This is a genomic window from Brevundimonas sp. KH_058 (genome assembly GCF_057838505.1).
In genome coordinates this window covers 76,088-96,575 of sequence record NZ_CM174469.1, presented here as the reverse complement: position 1 = coordinate 96,575, position 20,488 = coordinate 76,088, and the positions used below count along the sequence as shown (strand labels likewise).

Annotated in this window: 13 protein-coding genes; 2 read left to right on the top strand and 11 right to left on the bottom strand. The window is 65.2% G+C overall.

What is annotated here, in order from left to right; genetic code table 11:
* Positions 1-83: 83 nt before the first annotated feature.
* Together AC3ISA_RS00490 and copM are read left to right on the top strand one after the other, a co-directional pair.
* The gene (locus AC3ISA_RS00490) at positions 84-2,162 is read left to right on the top strand and encodes a heavy metal translocating P-type ATPase (protein ID WP_489178853.1); all 2,079 of its coding nucleotides are present in this window, start codon (positions 84-86) and stop codon (positions 2,160-2,162) included.
* Positions 2,159-2,602, top strand: a complete 444-nt coding sequence (copM, locus tag AC3ISA_RS00485; protein ID WP_489178852.1) for a CopM family metallochaperone — start codon at positions 2,159-2,161, stop codon at positions 2,600-2,602. The genes AC3ISA_RS00490 and copM overlap by 4 nt, the downstream gene beginning before the upstream one ends.
* Positions 2,603-2,997: 395 nt before the next feature.
* On the opposite strand, the gene AC3ISA_RS00480 is transcribed toward copM, so the two are convergent.
* The 11 genes from AC3ISA_RS00480 to AC3ISA_RS00430 form a co-directional block, all read right to left on the bottom strand.
* Positions 2,998-3,966, bottom strand: a complete 969-nt coding sequence (locus AC3ISA_RS00480) for a FecR family protein (protein ID WP_489178851.1) — start codon at positions 3,964-3,966, stop codon at positions 2,998-3,000.
* Positions 3,963-4,589 carry an RNA polymerase sigma factor gene (locus AC3ISA_RS00475; RefSeq protein WP_489178850.1) on the bottom strand — a complete coding sequence of 209 codons (627 nt, stop codon included), beginning with the start codon at positions 4,587-4,589 and terminating at the stop codon, positions 3,963-3,965. Before AC3ISA_RS00475 ends, AC3ISA_RS00480 begins: the two co-directional genes overlap by 4 nt.
* Before the next feature lie 129 nt (positions 4,590-4,718).
* Positions 4,719-7,850 carry a TonB-dependent receptor gene (locus tag AC3ISA_RS00470; protein WP_372694335.1) on the bottom strand — a complete coding sequence of 1,044 codons (3,132 nt, stop codon included), beginning with the start codon at positions 7,848-7,850 and terminating at the stop codon, positions 4,719-4,721.
* A 145-nt stretch (positions 7,851-7,995) separates the two neighbouring features.
* The gene (locus AC3ISA_RS00465; RefSeq protein ID WP_489178849.1) at positions 7,996-10,803 is read right to left on the bottom strand and encodes a M16 family metallopeptidase; all 2,808 of its coding nucleotides are present in this window, start codon (positions 10,801-10,803) and stop codon (positions 7,996-7,998) included.
* 142 nt (positions 10,804-10,945) lie between these two features.
* Positions 10,946-12,793, bottom strand: a complete 1,848-nt coding sequence (locus tag AC3ISA_RS00460; RefSeq protein WP_489178848.1) for a M16 family metallopeptidase — start codon at positions 12,791-12,793, stop codon at positions 10,946-10,948.
* Positions 12,768-13,763, bottom strand: coding sequence for a M16 family metallopeptidase (locus AC3ISA_RS00455; RefSeq protein WP_489178847.1), 996 nt, complete (start codon positions 13,761-13,763; stop codon positions 12,768-12,770). The genes AC3ISA_RS00460 and AC3ISA_RS00455 overlap by 26 nt, the downstream gene beginning before the upstream one ends.
* A complete protein-coding gene (locus AC3ISA_RS00450; RefSeq protein ID WP_372694341.1) occupies positions 13,760-14,155 on the bottom strand; it encodes an STN domain-containing protein in 396 nt (131 codons plus the stop codon). Before AC3ISA_RS00450 ends, AC3ISA_RS00455 begins: the two co-directional genes overlap by 4 nt.
* A 97-nt stretch (positions 14,156-14,252) precedes the next feature.
* The gene (locus AC3ISA_RS00445) at positions 14,253-15,023 is read right to left on the bottom strand and encodes an acid phosphatase (protein ID WP_489178846.1); all 771 of its coding nucleotides are present in this window, start codon (positions 15,021-15,023) and stop codon (positions 14,253-14,255) included.
* A 24-nt stretch (positions 15,024-15,047) separates the two neighbouring features.
* A complete protein-coding gene (locus AC3ISA_RS00440; protein ID WP_489178845.1) occupies positions 15,048-16,631 on the bottom strand; it encodes an alkaline phosphatase D family protein in 1,584 nt (527 codons plus the stop codon).
* 73 nt (positions 16,632-16,704) lie between these two features.
* Positions 16,705-18,912 (bottom strand): TonB-dependent receptor, encoded by a 2,208-nt coding sequence (locus AC3ISA_RS00435; RefSeq protein WP_489178844.1) that lies wholly within the window; start codon positions 18,910-18,912, stop codon positions 16,705-16,707.
* A 274-nt stretch (positions 18,913-19,186) separates the two neighbouring features.
* A complete protein-coding gene (locus tag AC3ISA_RS00430) occupies positions 19,187-20,437 on the bottom strand; it encodes a TetR/AcrR family transcriptional regulator (protein WP_372694349.1) in 1,251 nt (416 codons plus the stop codon).
* Positions 20,438-20,488 lie beyond the last annotated feature (51 nt).

Below are 20,488 nucleotides of genomic sequence, written 5' to 3'. Positions count from 1 at the left end.
CCCGCTCTTTCGATCATGTCGGTCGCCGAGATCGACTGCAACAGCCGACCCGCAAGGGCCGCCCCCAAGCCGGAACTCTGTTCATGACCAGCACGACACGACCGGACCATGCCGAAGGCGCGTCCGACGATCACGATCACGACCACGATCACGGCGGCATTCTGGGCTCCAATACCGAACTGATCTTCGCCCTGAGCAGCGGCTTCACCCTGGGCGTCGGCTTCGCCCTCGAAAAACTGGTGGAAGGGCTTCCCGGCTGGATCCCCATCGCCCTGTTCGTGGCTGCGTATATCTTCGGGGGCTTCTTCACGGTGCGGGAGGCCTATGAGAACCTCCGTCAGAAGCGTTTCGAGATCGACACCCTGATGCTGGTCGCCGCCGCTGGCGCGGCGGCGCTCGGGGCCTGGGCCGAAGGCGCGCTCTTGCTGTTTCTGTTCAGCATCGGCCACGCGCTCGAACATTACGCCATGGGCCGCGCCAAGCGCGCGATCGAGGCCTTGGCCGAGTTGGCTCCGCGAACCGCTCATGTACGACGTGATGGGCAGGTCGTCGAACTGCCTGTCGAAGAGCTGGTGGTGGGCGATACCGTAGTGGTGCGTCCGAACGAACGACTGCCCGCCGACGGCTTCCTCGTGGTCGGAACCACGAGCATCAACCAGGCCCCCGTCACCGGCGAAAGCATGCCGGTCGACAAGCAGCCGGTCGCAGACCCTGTTGCGGCGCGCGAGCGACCGGCCCAGGTCGGATCGGCGTCTCTCGTTTTCGCGGGCACCATCAATGGCTCGGGCGCCATCGAGATCGAGACCACCCGCAAATCGAGCGACACCACCCTGGCCAAGGTGGTCCGTATGGTGAGCGAAGCCGAGACGCAGAAGTCTCCGACCCAGCGCTTCACGGACAGGTTCGAGCGCATCTTCGTGCCCGTGATCCTGATTCTGGCCTTCGTATTGCTGTTCGCCTGGGTCGTCATCGATGAACCGTTCCGCGACAGCTTCTACAGGGCGATGGCGGTTCTGGTCGCGGCAAGTCCCTGCGCGCTGGCGATCGCCACACCGAGCGCTGTTCTCTCCGGCGTCGCCCGTGCGGCCCGCGCGGGGGTTCTGATCAAGGGGGGGGCACCTCTGGAAAACCTCGGCTCGCTCAACGCGATCGCCTTCGACAAGACCGGCACTCTGACGGAGGGTCGCCCACGCATCACCGAGATCATGACCGTGCGTGGGACGAAGGAAGCCGATCTTCTGGCGGCCGCCATAGCGGTCGAAAGGCTCAGCGACCACCCGCTGGCGGAGGCCATCGTGCGCGACGGCGTCGAACGGTTGGGCGATATCGCGATCCCGGTCGCGAGCGACGTAAAGAGTTTGACGGGCAAGGGCGTGACCGCTCAGTTGGGCGGCGAGACGATCTGGATCGGGAAGCCGGAGATGTTCGGCGTCGACGGCGTGGCGCCCCTCGGCGACGAAGCGACCTCTGTCGTGACGCTGCTGCGACTCCAGGGACGGACCCTGATGGTCGTGCGACGCGGCACGCGGGATCTCGGCGTCATCGGGCTTCTCGATACGCCTCGCGCGGCGGCACGGTCGACGCTAACGGCTCTTCGCGCCCTCGGCGTGGGGCGGATGATCATGATCTCGGGCGACAACCAAAAGGCCGCCCAGGCCATCGCCGGACAGGTCGGCTTGACGGAAGCCTGGGGCGACCTCATGCCGGAAGACAAGGTCGACGCCATCAAACGCCTCCTTGCAGACGGCAAGATCGCCATGGTGGGCGACGGGGTGAACGACGCGCCGGCCATGGCCACCGCGACCGTCGGCATCGCGATGGGCGCGGCGGGGTCCGACGTCGCGCTTGAAACCGCCGACGTCGCCCTGATGTCCGACGATCTGTCGCAGCTGCCCTTCACCGTCGGCCTCAGTCGACAAACCCGCCGGATCATTCTTCAGAATCTCTACGTCAGCCTGGGCGTCGTCGCCTTTCTGGTGCCGGCGACCATCCTTGGCCTCGGCATAGGTCCGGCGGTGGCGCTCCACGAGGGGTCCACACTATTGGTGGTGTTTAACGCCCTGCGTCTGCTCGGCTACCGCGACCGTAGCCGGCCAACCTTTCCAACCGCAATCTCGGCCGGCCCCGTCGTCTCGCCGGATCTTCCGAGGACATCGGCATGAAGCGTTTCGGATGGATCTCCGTCATCGCCGTCTTTCTCGTCGTTTCGGCCTTCGCCTTCGGCATGATCTCGCGCCAGACCCGCCAAGCCCCATCGGCGGGTCCGCCCGTCGAAGCCCGTCCGATCGACACCGAGGCGAGCCACGTCGTCGCGCCGACCGACAACGCTTCGACCCGCGCCTATCGCGAGGCCAGCGCGCAGATGCACCAGGCCATGAGCATCGATTACACGGGCGACGCCGACATCGACTTCCTTCGAGGCATGATCGCCCACCACGAGGGTGCGCTTGCGATGGCCAAAATCGCCGTCGCGTATGGCGAAGCCCGAGACGTGCGCAATTTGGCCGATGAGATCATCGTGGCTCAGGAAGCCGAAATCATCCGCATGAGAATCCTCCTCGCGCGTCATGAGGACACGCCCGCGCCCGACGCCAGGCCCTGACGCATGGCCGGCACGCTTCATTGTGCGTGGCCGGAGCATTCATTGGCGAGAAGGCCGCTACGGCAAACGACGGAGGGGCGGCCCGAAACGACCGCTGAAGCCGCGGCCGGTGCTCGATACGCTCATCGCCATAGGAGTCAGCCTGTTCGTGGGTGGCGTCGTCTTCTGCATGGCTCTTCGGTTGCTCGGCGCCTACAAGGCGCCGCTGCATTTTGGGTACGGCACCCACATGAGCACCACAGCGCCACTGCGGGGTCTGCGTCACGGAAGGGTGACTGAAGGCCCAAAGCCGCCCTGACCGAGCCCTCGCCTCGCCCTCCGAGCGCGTGCGGTCCAATCCTTCGTGAGTGGCATTGATGGAGTGCGGTTGTTTTTTCCGGTCACGGCGTTAGGCCCTAATCGGGCCGCGTCAGAAGAATGCGATTGCCGTCGACGCTGATGGTGGCGTCGAGCGTCACGGCCGCCGTCTGGGCGAAGCCGGACGCATCGTCGAGACGAAACACCCCATACAGCCGCTCCTGCGCCAGGGCCGGATCGGTCACCACGATGGGAGTGGCGTTGTAGCGGTTGAACTCGTCGACGGCGGCCTGCAGGGTTTCGCCTTGAAGATCTAGGCGGCCGCTTCTCCAGGCCAGCTTTCGTTCTATCGTGGGCGCCGGCATCTCGGGCTCCAGGCGGATCAGGGCCGTGTTCGCGGCGTAGATCGCAGAGCCGGCCGTGACGAAGACGGCGTTTGCGCGTGAATCGCCCACCCAGACCTGAACCACGCCCTCGGTCACCATCACATCCGCGCCCGCCTCGCGTCGCCTCACCGAGAACGCCGTGCCGACCGCTTCAACGTGAACATCGCCTGCCGAGACGACGAAGGGGCGGGTCTTGTCCTTGGCGACCTGGAACCAGGCCTCGCCGGAGTCCACGACGACGGCGCGGCGCGCATCCGAGTATTCGACCTTGATCTGGCTGGCCGTATTGACCGCCATGGTCGATCGGTCAGCTAGCGGCACCCGACGGATTTCGCCCACTTCTGTGACGTAGACCTGTCCCTGATTTAGCAGAATAAACAGGCTCGCGGCGCCGAGAGAGGCGGCGATCGCGCCGCCTGCCCCCGTCCAGAGCGTCCGGCGCGTCAGCGTGGGTCGCCCGGCGCCACGCTTGTGGTCCGTCTGGTGTTGAGGCTGTCCGAGATCGTCCAGCATGCCCCACGAGGCTTCGGCCATCAGCAGGGCGCCGGCGCGTCGGGGATCTTGCGACACCCAGACCTTCAACTCCTGCTCGACCTGCGGCGTGTGGCCTTCACGGTCGATCCGCATGACCCAACGGGCCGCATCTTCGCCGATCTGATCGGCAGTTTCGCGCGCGCTCACGGTCGACCTCCGTCAAAATGAGGCGATCTGGTCGCCATTGCCCGAACCAGCAAGGCCAATCCCTTCACTGCGTCATTCTCGACGACGCTTTCTGTCACATTCAGCCGCTGTGCGATCTCCCTCTGGGAGAGGCCTTCGATCTTGCGCATCTTGAAGATCTCGCGGCAGCGCGGCGGCAGGGTCTCTATGAGCGCGAGCACCTGGGCCAGTTCGTTTCTGTCGGAGGTGATCCGTTCCGGGTTCAGATCGTCGGCATGGCCGGGCAGGTCGCCGATTTCACCGACGGCGTCGATGCGCACGACCTTGGAGCGTCGAATATGGTCGATCAACAGGTTGCGGACAATCTGGAAGAAGTAACCGCCGGGGCGGGCGACCGCTTCGAGCGCGGTGAGGCTGGACAGCTTGGCGTAGGCCTCCTGAATGAGGTCGTCTATGTCCTCGGGTGTTCGGCCACGTTGCCGTAACCACGCCCGCACCGCCGGCTCGTGGGGCATGACTTCCCTTGCCACCCAGCCAGCGAGGCGGTTGCGGGACGTCTCAGTCGTCGGCGCTTGCCGGTTCACACCAACCAAATCTCCCGGTCCCAAGAGGGATGACGCCCCATTCTTATCCGACGCGGCCATGACAGCGCCACCTGTCTTTCCGCAGGTCAATCCTGGGCCCGTATCTGCTGGAGGTTCCGTCGATCCTCAGCCCTGTCGTCCGGCCAATAGGACCGAACGACCGGACAGGGGGCTCGCCAGCATCGACCATCAGAAGCTCTTCACGAGGGTAAGATAGTAGTTCGCCAACCGCGGATCACCGAAGGTGCTGTAGATTCGCGATGCAAAGACGCTGTCGACCGGCGGTCGCATGTTGAAGACATTGTTCACTCCGGCGCGCAAGGTGACGCCGTGTCCGAAGATATAGGAGCCCGACAAATCGTGATAAATCTGGCTGCCGATGGTGGCCGAGCCCTGGTTCAGCGACACGCTGCGGTCTGCGTTGACGAAATAGGAGTCGAAGTACCGCGCCTGCCAGGCAAGGCTGATCTTCTCGCCTGTCCATTGCACACGTGCAGCCCCTTTCCACTTCATCGTTCCGAACCCGGCCCTCAGGCCCAGGAAGTCGTCGCTGATCACACCCGCGTAATCGATGGTGGGCCCTTGCGGCACTTCCTGAAGCTCAAGCTTGCTGACGTAGGTGGCGCTGGCGTCAAAGTTCAGATCGCCACCGAACAGACTGCGCGTGTAGCTGGCTACGAAGTCGATGGACTCGCTCTCCGAACCCACCAGGTTTGCGATCGACGCGTCGATGCTGGTGATGCGGCCGACCGCAAAGCCATCGGACGGCGCAGCGCGGGTGACGCGATCCGGGTAACGCGTCAGGAAGGAGTCGAAGGCGGCCTGACCTCCGGGGGTGAAGCCGGGGAACAGCAGCTGGCTGGGATCGAAGTAGTTGTCGCGCTTGGTGATCCGCGTCCAATCGACCGAAACTCGAAGACCCGGAACGAAGGCCGGCGTGAAGATCGCCCCGGCCGTCAAGGTTTTAGATGTCTCGGGTTTGACGTCAGTGTTGCCTCCACGGAAACCCGGCACATAGAAGTTGCCTGGGAAGTCGATGTCCTCGATGCCGATCACCTCGTTGCCGCGAAGAGAATCCAGGGCCGTGGTGTAGAGGCGTTCCTGCGGAACCTTGACCAGATCCGTCAGCTTGGGCGTCAGATAGCCCGTCGCATAGGAGGCCCGCAGGGTGACCCCTGCGACCGGACGCCAGCGGACGCTGTAGCTGGGATTGATACTGGACTGTTCGGTCGTGGCCTCGACAATGGGGGCAGTGCAAAGCGAGGGCAGGTTCAGCGAAGGTAGGGGGCCCTCCGTAACGAAACACTGGAAGGCGGGCGACCCGGTCTCGCTGTAGCGCTCGTAACGCGCGGAAACGGTGAGCAGCAGTTCCTCAATCAGGGGAAGCGTGCGGCCCTCGCCGAAAATCGGCAGATTGATTTCGCCATAGACGGCGTCGACTTGCTGATGGCCGCGCGGCGAGTAGTTGACGACCGAGAAGTTCTGGGTGTTCTGCGCGGCATAATTCGCGGCCTGGTCCTGGCTCGTCCGTTCGAGGCGCAGGGTCACAGTGGGTTTGCCGCCGGGCAAGCTCACCGGCACCGGGCCGGCCAGTTGCAGCGACGTGGTGGTGATGTCGTTACGAGTCTGACCGTTGTTATAGCTGTAGGGCACCGGCTGGTAGACGTAGTTGAAAGCGGGTGGCAGCCGCACATCGCGAAGAATGTCCTGACTGCCGTTCTGGAACTGGATCAGGCTGCTTTGGTCGATGTTGGCGGGAGAGGGGTCGCTAGAGGTTTTGTTGCGGCCACGAGAGAAGTCGAGCACGGCCTGCCAGTCACCCGGCAGTTTCACAATCGCGCCCAGGACGCCTCTGTAGGTTTCGGCGATGGACTTGTTGGACTCGTAGTTGGCCCCGATGAAGGGCACCGTGACCTGGATGTCTTGCGTGAACGGATTATTGGGTGCGTCAGCCGCCAGATTTATGTTCAGGGGCACCGAGTTCGTTCGCGCGAGGCTTTCGGAACGGGTCCAGGCCGCTTCCGCATAGACCCTGAGCCACGAGGTGAACTCGCGTCGGCCGGCGATGGAAGCCGCCATCTGATCGATGCCATACAGCATCTCGCGATCTCCGCCCCCAGGAGCCGCATTCTCTGCAAGCCCCAAGGAATAGCCGTCGATGCCGGCGACCAGAGGCGCGACGCCGTCCGTGGCCACGCCTCGGAAACCGGCCGGGACGAAGGTGCGGAAGGATCCCAGCGTCGCGCCACCGTAGATCGGGTCCAACTGAAGAGGCGAGAAGTCCAGGGAACGAATATTCGGCGTCGTACCCAGCGGGGCGGCGAAGCGATAAAAATCGGGATTGTTCGCCAGGCCCTGCCGACGGCTGGCGAGGACCAGGTCTTCGCGGTCCCGATAGAAGAGGGGATCGGTCTGAGTCCAGTTGCCCGTGAACGTTATGTTGGTTCGCCCGTCTTCGAGCGACAGGCCGCCCGTGGCGTCGAAACGCTTGCCGGCCCGGCCGCCCTTGAAGGTGTTGCTGTAGGTCGTGGATACCTCGGCGCCGCGGTAGTCGCGACGAAGAATGATGTTGATCACCCCGCCGGTGGCGCCGTTGCCGTAGATGCCGGACGCCGAGGATGCGAGCACTTCAATTCGCTCGATCCCGGCCAGGGGGATGCCGACGATGCTGGTCTGGCCCAGGCTTCCGTCGCTGCTCGTCGTGCCCGCCAACCGCCGCCCGTCCACCAGGATCAGGGTTTCGCGCGAACCCAGGCCACGCAGATTGATGCTGCTGGTGTTGCGTGAGCCGGAATCGGCCTGATCCGAGGTTCCTGGAGAGGCGTTGACGCTCAACTGATTGCGCAGGAAGGTTTCGAGGTCGGGGGCGCCGGAGCGCCGGATGGCCTCGCCATCGATGACGACGAAGGGTTGGCTGTCGTCGGCGCTGCGTCTAATGCCGGTGTTCAGGGTCCAGTTTCGCGTGCCCTGCACGATGATGTCGGGCAAGGCGCCAGCCTCGACATACTCTCTATCGACGATCGAATAGCTGTTCGGGGCGGTCTTGCGCCAGTCGAGGGGGGTGCCATCAAGCAGGGCCGTCAAGGCTTGATCGACGGTCAGGTCGCCGGAAACGGCTCGGGTGGTGATGCCGCGAGCGTCATCTTCGCTGATCAGAACCTGCGTATCGGCCTGGCCGGCGAAAATACCGATCCCGATCTGTGCGGGAGCGGCAGGCACCGAAAACGTGCGGGTCTGCGCGACCGCAATGGCCGGAGCCGCCGACATCGAGGTCAGAACGGCTGCCGCCAGATAGGCGTGAATGGAACCCCTGCACCGCATGATTTGCCCCCAAATCCATCAGGACGTACTTGTCCTGTGAAGATCGACGAAGGATTTGTATGCTTCCTTACAAAAATATGTCGCGAAAGGTTAAAATATGAAATGCGGGGTGTGACTGCACCCCGCATTTCACGCTGGCGTCACCCTAGTCGGCGTCAGACCGCACGACCTGGATGGGCAGATTCAGATCCTGAAGCTGAGGTAGGATCTTTTCCGCATCGCCAACGACGACCCAGACGAACTTGTCCGGATTGACGACGTTTCGGATGGCGGACTGCGCGTCGTCGAGACGAAGGGCGCCGAGCGCAGCCAGTTGATCCGAGAAATAGCTGTCGGGACGTTGGTAGATCGCATTCGAGCGCAGGGCGTCCAGAATGGATTTCGATGTCGATAACTCAGCCGGCATCGAACGCATTCGGCTATCGACGGAAAGCGTCAGCTCGGTTTGGGTCATCGGTTGGTCGCCGATGTAGCTCGCGACGATCTCCCGAATGGTCTGGATCGCTGCGCCGGTCTTGTCGGACTGTACGGGTGCGGCGACCATATAGTTCGCCGCATAGGCCTGAGCGCGGAAGCCCGCGCTGACGCCATAGGTCCAGCCCTTTCGCTCGCGCAGGTCGGTGTTCAGCCGGCCGAGAATGCCGCCGCCGAGACCGTCGTTGGCGACATCGACGGTGAGAATGTCGTCGATGTTGCGCAGGCCGGTGTACTGACCGGCAAGAATGACGGACTGGGCCGAGTCGGGACGATCGATCAGGACCAGTTGCGGCGCCGCCGATTGGGCTGGCCGGGTGAAGTCCTTCACGCCGGCGGGTCCGGTCGGACGCCAGTCGCCGAAATGCTCTTCCAGAAGGGGCTGGACCACGTCCAGTGGGGCGCTGCTGACCACGAAGAGCCTGGCCTTGTCCGGCCGCAGCCAGGCGTGCTGGAAGGCGACCAGATCGTCGCGGGTCAGGGCGCGAACCGCCTCTTCGTCTCCCGCCCCGTGATCGTTGACGTAGGGAGAGGCGGCGTTGAGCAGCCCGATGAGGCGGCGGTCGCCAAGGGTTCGAGCATCGGTCGCCTCATCGGCGATGGCCGCCAGCTGACTGGTGCGCTGGAGCTCGATCCGATCCGCAGCAAAGGCCGGATTCCTGGCCATGTCGGCCAGAAGAACGACGGCCGCCGGCAGGTTTCCGGTGGGGACCGACAGGGTGATGCTGGTTCGGTCTTTCGACGCGCCGCGACGGATGTCGCCCCCAAGACGTTCCAACTCGTTGGCGAACTGGCTCTGGCTTCGGGTCAGGGTTCCCTGATCCAGCAGGTCCAGGAGCATGGTCTGCGCGCCGATGCGGCCGGGCTGCTCCGCCGCCGAACCCGCGTCGAACTCCAGCGAGACATAGCTGATCGGGCTGGCGGCGCGGTGGACGTATTCCACCCCAAGACCATTGCTCAGCGTCGGACGCGCGACCTGCGGGAAGTTCAGGGTCGGCGCATCGCCGACGGGAGGCAGGGGGCCACGGGCGCTTACGCGCGGCGGGGCGACGTCCTGAGGCGCCGCCTTGGTCGAAGCCACGACATCGGCCGCGTCGGACTCGACGTAACCCACGCGCGGGCCGGGCGCGAGGGTCAAGGCATACACGGGCCGTGTAAGCCATTGTTTGGCGACGGCCTGAATGCCGGAGGGCGTCTGTGCCGCCAGGCTGACCAGGCGATCCTTGAAATAGTCCGGTCCCTCGCTGAGGAAGCTGCCGTCCGCTAGGGCGTAGCCACGGTCGGACACCGCGTCGATGCCCGAAAGGCTGCCGGTCACGTCCAGGGTGATGTAGCGTTGGAGATCGTCCGCGGTCGGGCCTTTCGCGAGGAAGTCGGCGATCACGGCGTCGAGCCTCTTTCCGGCGGCGACGGGATCGACGCCTTCAGCCAGTTCGCCGGCGACGACGAACATGCCCCCGCGATCGGAAAGGCTCGCGCTTGCCGATGCGCCCGTGAACAGCTTTTCGTCCCGAACCAGGATTTGCTGAAGTGGCGATGAGCCGAGCGCGCCGAGAAGGCCTGCCGCCGCTTCCAGCGCCACGCCTTGAGGATCGTCCCGTCCGGGCACCGCCCAGGCTCGCACCAGTGTCGTCGCGGACACTCGATCGGTCATGGTTTCGTCTTTGCGGGCGGGCAGGGTCGGGACTGTCACGGGAGGCGACACGACGCGCGGCCCCGATGGGATGTCGCCGAAATACTGGGTCATCAGTCGCCGCGCCGTGGCGACGTCGATGTCGCCGGCCAGGGTCACAGTGGCGTTGTTGGGGCCATAGTGCGCCTGGAACCAGCTTTTGACGTCATCCAGCGTCGCCGCATCCAGATCCGCCATCGAACCGATGACGCTGTGACCATAGGGGTGGTCGGCGGGATAAAGCCCCTCCGTCAGTTTGTATTCGACAAGTCCGGCCGGCTCGTTGTCCCCCTGACGCTTTTCGTTCTTCACGACAGCCCGCTGTTCATCAAGGCGCTGCTGCGTGATGGCGCCGAGCAGGTGACCCATGCGGTCGCTCTCCAGGAACAGGACGCGTTCGAGTGCAGGCGTAGGCACGGTCTCGTAGTAGCTGGTCTTGTCCGCCTGGGTCATGCCGTTGTTCGCCGTGACGCCTGCGGCCTTCAGGGGCGTGAAGAAGTCGCCAGGGGCGTTCTCGCTTCCGCTGAACATCAAATGTTCGAACAGGTGGGCGAAGCCGCTCTTGCCTGCAGGCTCATGACGGGCGCCCACGTCATAGATCACGTGGAAGGACACCAGGGGCACGCTTCGATCCGTGTGGACGATGACCCGCAGGCCGTTGTCCAGCGTGAAGCTTTCGTACGGAATGCTTACAGACTGAACCAGCGTCTGCACGGGGACGGCGTCCTGCATCGACGCCCAGGCCGGTTGGGACAGGCCGAGCGCGACAAGCGCCGTGCCCGCGAGTGCGATGCGTCTGAAAGTCATGGTCTAGAAGCTCCCCGAAATGAGCCCGTTCTGTTGCTACGGCGATGCCGGCGTGCGGGCCTAGTTCCGACGAAGGCGAACAGGCTTTCCTTATCGAGCCGCTCTGTATCGTGACGGCCGAAGGGGCAGCCCTTGGCTGACTTCAGCGTTCTGCAAGAAGCGCGGTCCCGGGCTCGTCATTTACGACATTGAACGCAAGTCCCCGCTGTTCGAGCTGTGGTCCGATCAGGGCCTTGTCGCCGACGATCACCCATATGAAGCGATCGGCGCGGATCGCGGCCGCGATCGCCGATCTCGCCTTATCGACGGTCATGTCCCGATACCGCGCAGCCAGGCCGCCTTGATAATCGTCAGGCCGTCCAAGTCGCCTGTTCTCCCGGATGGCGCCCAGGAAGGACTGTCCATCGTTGTAGGTCAGGGGCAGGGCGCGGACCTGATTGTTCACGGCGAGATGGAACTCCTGATCGGTAAGGGGGGCGGTGGTCAGGAAGTCGGAGATATCGGTCTGGATGGCCGCAAGGGAGTCGGCCGCGCGATCCTGCTGGACGGGGGCGGAAACGACATAGCGGTCGCCGTGCGGGCGCGTCTCGACACGTCCCTGCACGCCGTAGCTCCACCCGCGCGTTTCCCTCAAGTCAGTGTTGAGGCGGCTGGAGAAACTATCGCCCAGGGCGCTGTTCGCGACCGTGGCGGCCAGCCGCTGGTCGTCGTCGCGGAAGACGATGTCCTGGCCGCCGAAGATCAGCGCCTGGTCCGAGTCTGCGCGGTGGATGAGATAGATGCCCGGCGCAGCCGGCGCCGAGCGTGACGGGGATGCCGGAACGCCCGGCTGCCCTTCGGCGCCCCATTGCCCGAAAGAACGCTCAAGCATCGGCAGAACCTCCGACAGAGGTTTGTCGCTGGCGACATAGAGCGTCGCCTTGTCAGGTCGGATCCACGCATTGTGATAGGCGACGATAGCTTCGCGCGACCAGTCGTTGTCCGACGCCTGGGTCGGGGCGTCGGATCGTCCTTCGACCAGTTTGGAAATTGCGCCCTGCACGTCTGCGCCTTCCAGACGCGCCTCCTGCATGGCGTCGCGTCGCGCCTGTCGTTGGCGATCCAGGCTCTGGTCGGTGAACGACGGGGTCATCAGCGATTCCGCCATCAGGTCCAGAGAGGACTGTAGATTCGGGCTCAGCGCCGACAGGCTGGCGAGCGTCTGGTCGCCCTGCGAGGTCACGTTGAAGGTCGCGCCCAGAGCGTCGCGTTCCAGCGACATCTCCGCTTCGCTGCGCTGTGCAGAGCCGTCGGTGAAAAGACCGACCAGAACCGGAAGGAGCGAAGCCGAGGCAGACGGTGCTTCGGATTCGCCGATGTCGAACTGGACGTCCACCTGGGTCAACGGCGTCTCGGAACCCTTCATGTAGATGACTTCGATGCCGTTGCTCAGGCGCGCCTGTTCGGCCGCAGGGAAGGCGAGGTCTTCGAAGGCGCCGAGCGGGGGCAGGCCGCCGCGGCTGACACGCGGCGCCGGTGTCTCGGCCGTCGAACTCGTCGGCGCACGAACGGGACCGACCACTTCGAACGGCGCCGCCGCGCCTGGGAGTACGGTGAGCGCATAGGCGGGGAGGCCCAGCCATTTACGCGCGGCGGTCGTTACGCTGGCCGGTGTCTGGCCGGCCAGCCCGTCCAACTGCGACCGGTAGTTCGCCGGATCGCCCGTCGTGCGCATGGCGGCGGCCAGCAGACTCGCGCCGCTGGAATCCAGTGTGCGGATTCGCTGGGACACAAGGTCGGTGACATATCTGTCGATGTCGTCCTGCGCCGCGCCGAGCGACAGCATCTGGGCGATGGCGGCGTCGAGGCGTGCGCTGGCGACGGCCGGATCCACGCCTTCGCGGACAGAGCCTTCGATGACGATCAATCCGCCCCGATCACCCAGATCGAAGCTTACGGTCAGGGTGCTGAAGGTCGAATCCCCTTCAGTCGAGCTGCTTCTTGAATTCACTCGTCGACGGCCGTGCCATGACGCCCAGGGCGACGTCGAGAGCGAGCGCTTGCGGGTCGTCGTCTCCTGGCGTGGCCCAGGCGCGAAACAGGCGCGGCGAGGCGATGCGATCCGTCATCGTCTCCTCGCGACGGCTGGACGGCTCAGGCACGGGTGCGGGTGGAGGCGTGCTTATAGGGCCGGCCGGGATCGCGCCGAAATAGCGTTCGACCAGTCGCCGCGCCGTGGGGCCGTCGATGTCGCCGGCAAGGGTCAGGATCGCATTGCCGGGCGCGTAGTGCGCCTTGAACCACGCCCGAACGTCGTCGAGGCTGGCGTCGTTGAGATCCGACATCGATCCGAAGACGGTGTGCGCATAGGGATGTCCGGCCGGATAGACGGCTTCACGAACATGGTCCCGCACCCTGGCCAGCGGCCGATCGTCGGCCTGCCGCTTTTCGTTCTGGACTACCCCTCTCTGCTCATCGAGCGTGGTCTGGCTGACGGCGCCGAGCAGATAGCCCATGCGGTCGCTTTCAAGGAACAGCGCTCGTTCCAGACCGGCCGTCGGAACTCGCTCGTAATAGGCGGTTCTGTCTGCGCTCGTGACGCCGTTCAAGTCCGCACCAAGCTCTTGGAACCACAGGCTGTAGTCGCCGGGCGCATTCTCGCTGCCGTTGAACATGAGGTGTTCGAACAGGTGCGCAAAACCCGTCCTTTCGGGGGGCTCGGACGTTGATCCGACCAGATAGTCGACCTGGATCGTCACCAGACTGGATCGGTGATCGGGCTGAACGATCACCCGCAGCCCGTTCGGAAGAGTGAAGGTCTCGTAGGGGATCGAAATCTCTCGCACGACATCCGCGATCGGTGTCGGCTTCACATCGACGACTGAGGACGCATCGCTGCGGACCGCCGCAATCGCGGGCGACGTCAGGCTGGAACAGGCGAGGAGAAACATGAGCGCGCAGCCCCCGGAACGCATCGTCATCGTTGATCGCCTTTCGCCAGGACGGAAACTCGGCTGTGCTCGCCCGGCCGTGCTTGTAGCGTCGCAGAGGTGCGGCGTTGATCACGGGCCACCACGATCGAATAGGTTGATGGACCGGTTCTTCGAGACTGAAGTCCGCTGCCTCGCAGGAGCACGCTCAATCCGGCATCCGCGGTGTAGTCGCCTTTCAGCGCGTTCGTGCGGCGCGCCCTGACGGTTTCGTGCGACATCAGGATCTGGACCGTCGACGCCTGGCGCGAGAAGGCGTTCAGCCCGCCGATCGCGCTCTGGGCAGGGATGTTGAACCGCCAGGCTTCGCTGTCACGGGCGGCGCCGAGTAGGCAAACCGCCACGGCGGGAACCAGCGTGAGTGATCGCAACCAATGCACCATGTGCCCCGAACATGCGGCGACCCAAGAGCATCGCGCATGAGTCCAACGAAGCGGCGACCCGTTTCCTTACAGAGAGGCCCTTCGTGGCGTCGGCCGATCAGCGGGCGGCGGCGCGCGCCTCGGCCAGTTCGCGGGCGGCGATGACGAAATCCGACTGGAAGGCCAGGTCGGCCTTCAGGCTGGCGAACAGGGCGGCGCCGACGATGCGGCCGGCCTCGACGTCGCTGGCGTAGTGGACGCCGCAGATCATCCGGCTTTCGCCATAGGCCAGGCCGCGCGCGAGAATCTCGTCGGCGCGGTCGGGCGCCATCTCGGACAGGACCAGCGCCCAGGCCCAGCCCAGGGCGGAGTGGCCTGAGGGGTAGGAGCCGCTGGCGGCCAACCATGGCTCGGGCGTGATGCAGGTCTCGGCGGGCTCCGTCACGAAGGGGCGCGGACGGATGAAGCCGCGCTTGGCGGGGGTCTGGATGGTCTCCAGGTCGCCCAGCATCCGGCCCAGCAGGCGGGTCAGGGTGGGCATGCGTTCCGGAGTGAAGGTGATGCCCAAGGCCTCGTCGAAGACGCGGGGCGCGCTGGGGGTCTCGATCTCGTTGTCGGCGCGGGCCTGGGCCCAGCGCGGGGTGTCCTTCAGCGCGCGCGTGGCGCGATAAACGGCGATGTCGTCCTGTTCGCGCAGCGAACCGGCTTGCGGCGGAGGCGGAAGGAAGGCGGCAGCGTTCGGGGCGTCGTCCTTTGCCAGATAGCCGTGCGGATGGTCGCGGAAGCCGGTCCAGAAGGTGGGGGCGGATGCAGGCGCGCTGGCGCAGCCGACGAGGGCGAACGCCAGGGCCGTCGCCGTCAGGAGACGGGCGTGGGAAAATGTACGCATTGGGAACTCTGGGACTGTTGGATTTCAGGCGAGCTGGGCGCCGGGACGGCCGTCCTCGACGACCCAGGTGTTCAGGGTGGACAGGGTCGCCCTGGGATCGCGGACGTCGCTGATGGCCTGGTACCGCGTGGTCATCAGGCGCGGCGTGATGTCCATGGACATGTAGCCCCGAACGCGACTGTCGAAGAATTTGATCTGCGGGTTGTTTGGCATGTTCGCCATCAGGGAGTCGTAGGGCGGGCCCGAGGACGAGATGGAGGTGCCGACGAATTCGGTGGCGACCGTCGCCGACGACGGATCGGCGCTGACGCGCTTCACGTCGTTGGTCCAGAAGGAATGGTAGTCGCCGCTGAGTACGACGGGATTGCGCGGCTTCAGGGTGGCCAGAGCCTCGGTCATGCGGTCGCGGGCGACGGGATAGCCGTCCCAGGTGTCGGTCCAGTAGCGCGTCTGCGCATCGCCGTTTCCGAACCGCAACCCCGCCATCACCAGGTCCTGGCCCAGGATGTTCCAGCGCGCCTGCGATCTGGCCAGGCCGTCATAGAGCCAGTTTTCCTGTTCGAAGCCCAGGAAGGTGCGCGAGGGGTCCAGGCGATCGGGACAGGCCGCGTCGGTGACGACCTGCCCCTTGCCGCCGTTCGGGCCGTCGCTGCAGGCCTGTCTGGATCGATATTGCCGGCCGTCCAGCATGAAGAACTCGGCCAGATTTCCGTATCGGATGCGGCGGTGGATCGGCATCTGAAGTCGAGCGTCGAGCCGCGTGCGGCGGATCGGCATGGCCTCGTAGAAGGCCTGATAGCCGGCGGCGCGACGACGCAGGAAGTCGCTCGGCGCGACGCCCGGTGTCTTGGACCAGATGCCGGAATAGTCGTCCTGAATCTCGTGGTCGTCCCACACCGCCAGGCACGGCGCGGCGGCATGCAGACGCTGAAGGTCGGCGTCGGTGCGGTGCAGGGCGTAACGGTTGCGATAACCGGCCAGGGTCGTGGCCTCTTCCAGCCCATAGGGGCGAACGACATTGGCCGCCTGGGCGCCGGTTCGGCTGTATTCGTAGATATAATCGCCCAGGAACAGGGTCAGGTCCGGCGCCTCGTCGGCCATGTGGCCATAGGCGCTGAAATAGCCCGACTCCCAGTTCGAGCAGGAGGCGACGGCTAAACGCAGCCGGTCGACGGCGGCGTTCGGTGCGGGCGCGGTGCGCGCCAGGCCGACCGGACTTTGCTGGCCGGCGGCGGTGAAGCGATACCAATAGGGGCGGCCGGGGCGCAGGCCCTGAACCTCGACGTGAACGGCATGGGCGGCAGAGACGTCCGCCGTCGCGCGTCCCGAGGCGGCGATGCGGCCAAAGCCTTCGTCCGTCGCGACTTCCCACACGACCTCGATGGGCGCCGACAGGCCGCCCAGGCCATCGGGCGCGACGGGATCGGCCGCCAGACGCGTCCACAGGACGAAGCCGTCGGGCCAGGGATCACCGCTGGCGACGCCGAGCGGAAACAGATAGGCGCCGCCGGCCTGCGCCTGGCCGAAACGCAGCACGACCGGAGCGGCGACCAGGCCCGCGATCAGGGCGCGGCGGCTCAGCGACAACGAAGGTTTGAGCATCAGCATCGGCGACGGTCCCGGCAGGCGAAAGCAAGAGGGCGGCGGGCCGGACGAACCGACCCGCCGATAGCGACCTGGCCTAGAAGTCCATCGTCAGGCGCACGCCGACGGTGCGGCCTTCGTTCGGCGAACTGGTCGGGCGGGCGCCGCCGTTGAAGTTGTTGCGGGTCTCTTCGTATTCGGTGTTGAAGAGGTTGCGCGCCCACAGGCCGACGCGCCAGTTGGCGTTCTCGGGCCCAACGCTCAGATTGGCGTTCCACAGCCAATAGCCCGGCAGGACCGAGGCCGAGGACGCGTTGTAGATGCCGTCGCGCTGATTGTAGTTGGTCTCTGCCCGCAGGGCGACGCCTGCCATCGACCAATCATAGGCGATGGAGCCGCCATAGTTGAACTTGGGAAACTGCAGTGGTTCGCCCGAACGGTCGTTCGAGATGATGATGTCCCATGGGCCGTTGACCGGGTTGGCGGCGTTGGTCGCGGTGGGGTCGATGGCGAAGTATTCGTTATACTTGCCTTCCTTATAGCCGAAGTTCTGGCTGATCGTCAGGCCCGAGAACGGCGTCCACGTCAGCTCGATCTCGCCGCCATAGATTTCGGACTTGGGCACATTGGTGATCTTGCCCAGCTGGCCCGTCTCGCGGCTGTATTCGTTGCCCTGGATCTGCTGGTTTTCGTAGTCGTAGTAGAAGACGGCGCCGTTGACGCGCAGGCTATTGTCGAACAGGTCCGACTTGATGCCGGCCTCATAGGCGATGACGATTTCCGGCTTGAAGGACGTCCGCGACTGGCCGTTGTAGGTGGTGAAGCCGCCCGACTTTACGCCGCGCGCCACGCTGGCGTAGAGCAGGGCGTTGTCGGCCAGGTCGTATTCAAGGCCAAAGCGGCCGGTCCATTCCGACAGGGAGGTCTCGAATGTCGCCTCCGGGCCGACGGCGACGTTCAGGCGGCGCGTGCCGGTCGTGGTCAGGCTGCGGTCCTCGTTCTCGTAACGCAGGCCGGCGATCAGGCTCAGGCGATCTGTCAGGGCGAAGCTGTTGTGGGTGAAGACGCCGATGGCCTGGACCGACTGATCGTAGGGCGTGTTGATCAGGTTGCGGTTGGCGCCGCGGAACTCGGTGTAGAAGCCGCCGTCGACGCTTTCGTCGGCATAGTGGGCGCCGACCATCCAGTTCAGGCGGCCCGCCTCGTTCGACAGCCGGGCCTCCTGAGAGAAGGCCTTGATGTCGTTGTAGAAGTAGACGTCCGATTCCGCCGCCGGCGTGCCGTCCCAGTCGTTGTATTCCGAACGGCTGAAGGTCTGATAGGCGGTGATGGTGTTCAGCGTGGCCCAGCCCAGGTCGGCGCGCACGCGGGCGCTGAGGTCCAGGCCGTCATTGTCTCGGCCGGGCTTGGCGTTCAGGCTGCGACCGGACACGGCCGCAAGGGCCGGCGAGATCTGCCAGCCTGTGATCCGGCGCGCTGTATCGGCAGGGTAGGTCACGCTGCCGTCGAAGACCGGGTAGGGCGCGCGCAGGCGGAAGCCCAGGCCGTCCGACTTGTCGACCGAATAGGTGGCGGACAGATCGACCGTGACGTCCTGCGAGGCGTCCCAGGTCAGGCGGGCGCGCAGGGCGGTCTTGTCGCGATCGCCCAGCTTTTCGCCGGTCGTGCGGTGGTACTGCCAGGCGCCGCCCTGTTCGGTGACGGCGGCCAAACGACCCAACAGGCCGGGTGCGATCTGGCCCGAGACATAGCCTTCGACCTTGTAGCGGTCATAGGAGCCGTATTCGGCCGAGAAGCCGGCGCGTTGATCGACAGTCGGCGCATTGGTGATGATGTTAACCGCACCGCCGGTCGTGTTGCGGCCGTACAGGGTGCCCTGCGGCCCGCGCAGCACTTCCAGTCGCGAGATGTCGAACATCGCGCCCTGGGTGGTGATCGTATAGGGATGGGCGACTTCGTCGACATAGATGCCGACGGTCGAGGCGTTGTTCGAGGAGTATTCGCGCGTGCCGATGCCGCGGATGCGGAAGCTGGGCTGGCCGCTGCCGAACTGGCTATCGACCTCCATGTTCGGGACGACGTTTTCGATGTCGTTGATGACGTTGACGCCCTTTTCGTCGAGGTCCTGACCGCCGACGACAGTGAGCGCTATGCCGACGTCCTGGCTGGACTGTTCGCGGCGCTGGGCGGTGACGACGATGTCCTGCACCGTCGCGGTGTGGGCCTCGGAAGCGGTTTGGGCCGCTGCGGGCATAGCAGCAAAGGCGAGCACGACGCCGGAGGCGCCGAGGAGAAGACGTTGCATGTTGACCATCCTTCGGGCGACGCGCGGGGAGACCCCCTCCCTCGCGCGCCGAAGCGTTTCGGGGTGCTGTCGAACAGTCGTGATCCGGCGGTCAGGCGGGGCGACGACAAGCGCAGGGGAGGAGGCTGAAGCCGCCTTCGCCGCGCCAGAAAAACAACTGTTCGACAACGATGCGCCATTAGGCCGCAGCAGCGATGCTTTTGTGACGCTTAGCTGAAGTGTTTCTGTCAGGCGTGGCTATTCGGCCGGCATTTCTCGGATAACGCGTGTTCTGTCACGTGCGGCGCGTAACCAGTCGCAACGCACCCCTTTGTAAGTCCGTCGCCGTGATGTCTTCGCCTGTCGCGCGCGCCGTCAGGGCGGCGCCCTTGATCCACAGGGCGAAGCGCGTAGCCGCCAGACGATTCAGGTCGAACTCTGAGGGCCAGACGCCGACGCTGTTGTAATAGGTGCCCCCGCCTTCCGGCCCGCGCAGCAGCATGGCCAGATCCTGCAGGGACGGGTCTCGCCGCGCCTCTATACAGGCGCTCGCGATCAGCCGGGCGTAGCGAACGTAGAAGCCCTCGGCCTCCGGCTGGATCGACACGGTCGGCGCCATGATGCGCGCCCAACTGTCCAGATCGGCCGCAGCGGGATCACCCTCGGGCCGCTGACCGGCGAGATAGCGGGGCATGTCGCGGAACACGCTGTGCCACACCGCATCGAGAACGAACCGCCGCATGTCGGGCCAGTGATAGGCGATGGTCGAGGTCGAGGTGCCGGCGACGACGCTGACCGAACGGTTGGTGACCGTCGTCACTCCGCCGGCCAGCATCTGGTCGGCGGCGATGTCGAGAAGTTTGCGCCGCATGGACTCCGGCTCAAGACCTTCGGCGGGCGCCTTGGGCAGCACCAGATTTTCACGCCGCCACAAGGTCGCGGTCGCCGGGCCGTCGGGACGCCCGAAGACGTGATCGACCAGACCGCCCAAACCCTCGGCGACGATGATCGCATAGTCGGTGCGCCCCGAAAGCGCGCCGGCATAGAACTGCTCCATGGTCAGCCAGGCGACGAGCGGTCCGGCGAACTCGGCCAACCTGTCATCGACGGCCAAATGATTGCGCCAGGCCTCGCACCGCAGCGCGTCCCACCGGGCCATTAGATCGCGACGTTCAGGCCCGGCTTCTGCGTCCAGCAGCAGGGCTTCCCAAATCCGCACGAAACCCGCCTCAGACCTGGCGCGCAGGCTCAGATAGTGCTGGATCAAGGCCAGCAAGTTGTCCCGTTCGACGGGCAGGCCGGCGACGGCTTGGAAAAACCTGTCGTGAAACGCCGCGTCCCGGTGCAGGGCCTCTTCGCCCACCGCCTGGATCAGGCCGGACTTGGCGCCGAACAGATTGACTATGACGGTCGTGCTCTTGCCGACGGCCTGGGCCAGATCGCGCAAGGTAAGGCTGTTCAGCCCCTCTGCGGTCGCATGCGCGATCGCAGCTTCGACGATCTGCTGGGCGTCGATGGCGCGGCTGGTCGTTGCGGGAGCGAGCATGAGGGCTTCAATGCCGGGCAGACTGGCGTGTGTCGAGTGCGATCGAGCACT